The organism is Kitasatospora sp. NPDC001159 (assembly GCF_053598235.1).
In genome coordinates this window covers 1-1,341 of sequence record NZ_JBSFJV010000282.1, presented here as the reverse complement: position 1 = coordinate 1,341, position 1,341 = coordinate 1, and the positions used below count along the sequence as shown (strand labels likewise).

The following is a 1,341-nucleotide window of genomic DNA, read 5'->3' as shown; positions in this document are numbered from 1 at the left end:
TCGGCGTGCTCGCCGGGGTCGCGGGCCTGCCCAGGCTGCAGGCGGAACCGGAAGCCGCGCAGCGGGTGGTCGAGCTGTGCGAGGGGCTCCCGCTGAGCCTCACGGGCCGGGGCAGCGGGGCGCAGGAAGTGGGAGCCGGTCCGCGCAGAGGGGCGGCCGCCCCTCTCCGTCTCCTTGGAGGGTTCAGGGGTCCGGCGACGAGTGGCACCTCTACGTCGACTGACCTCGCAGGACCCGTGCCGACCGCTCCCCCGGGCGGTTGGCACGCCGGTGCGTCCGGCGGGCGGCACCGCATCGGCCCCGATTTGTGACGTGCCCCTGTCTAGTTCGCGTCCCGGTGTGGTGGGATGTGCCCAACGGGGTGACGAGCGCTGGTGGGGTGCATGGTGCGGAGTGGACGGCTGCTGGACCTGGACGGGGACGCGGCGCGACTGGTCGCGGTGGGACTGGTCCGGCTGGGGGCCCGGGATTGGCTCGGCGCGCCCGGCGGGGCCCCGGCCTGGGTGGGCGGGCTGCGCGCCGCCTCGTTCGCGGACGCGTGGCTGTCCTTCGGCGACGCCCCCGCGCCCGGGCTTCGGGTACCGGCCTCGGCAGTGCTGCGAGCCGCCGCGGAACAGGCCGCCGAACTGCTCCTCCGCTCCTGCGGGGAGGACGGGCCGGCGGCCCTGGAGTGGCTCGGGCGGCGGTCGGCCGAGACCCGCGAGCAGGCACACCGGGAGGGCCTGACGCACCCGGCCGAACCCTGCGCGCTGACCCTGGTGTGGCACGGCGTCCAGGCACTGGCCGGCGGGGACGGACCGTCCCACGGCAGGCACATCGAGGAGCGCGGCGAGGCCTACGTCCGGGAGCGGCACCGCCGCCAGGACACCCTCGCGCTCGTGCTGTGCTGCGCCCGGATCGCCGCGGCCGCGCTGGTGGAGCTGAGCGAGGGCGATCCCGCGCGGGTGGACGCATGGCTGGAGGAGGACGCAGCACGCGCCATGCCGCGCGGCGGTCCCGTCCCGCTGTGGGTGCCGGGGCGGCCCTGGCAGCCGACCGGCTGACGGGAGGCCGCTGCCCTGAGGCCTGGGCCACGGACGCGCCGCCCAGTTGGAGGAATCGGCGCCTGTCGATGGAGAACCGCGTGATGTGCTTCCCAGTCGTGAATACATGGGTTCGAGGAGGCCCGAACACAGGGGCCCTAGGCGGGGCGTACACGGTCTTCCAGCGAACGCCGCACGAGCTTTCGGCCAACTTTTGTCCAGACAACGCGAAGAGCCCCCATCCGGAATCCGGATGGGGGCTCTTCTGAAGAATTGTTCGGCGGCGTCCTACTCTCCCACAGGGTCCCCCCTGCAGTAC

The 1,341-nt window shown here is 74.3% G+C and carries 1 protein-coding gene; it reads left to right on the top strand.

Going from position 1 to position 1,341, the window contains the following annotated elements; all coding sequences use genetic code 11:
- The first annotated feature begins 383 nt into the window (after positions 1–383).
- Entirely contained in the window at positions 384–1,043 is a 660-nt protein-coding gene (locus tag ACWC9T_RS41880; protein ID WP_449826259.1) for a hypothetical protein, read from the top strand.
- Positions 1,044–1,341: the final 298 nt, after the last annotated feature.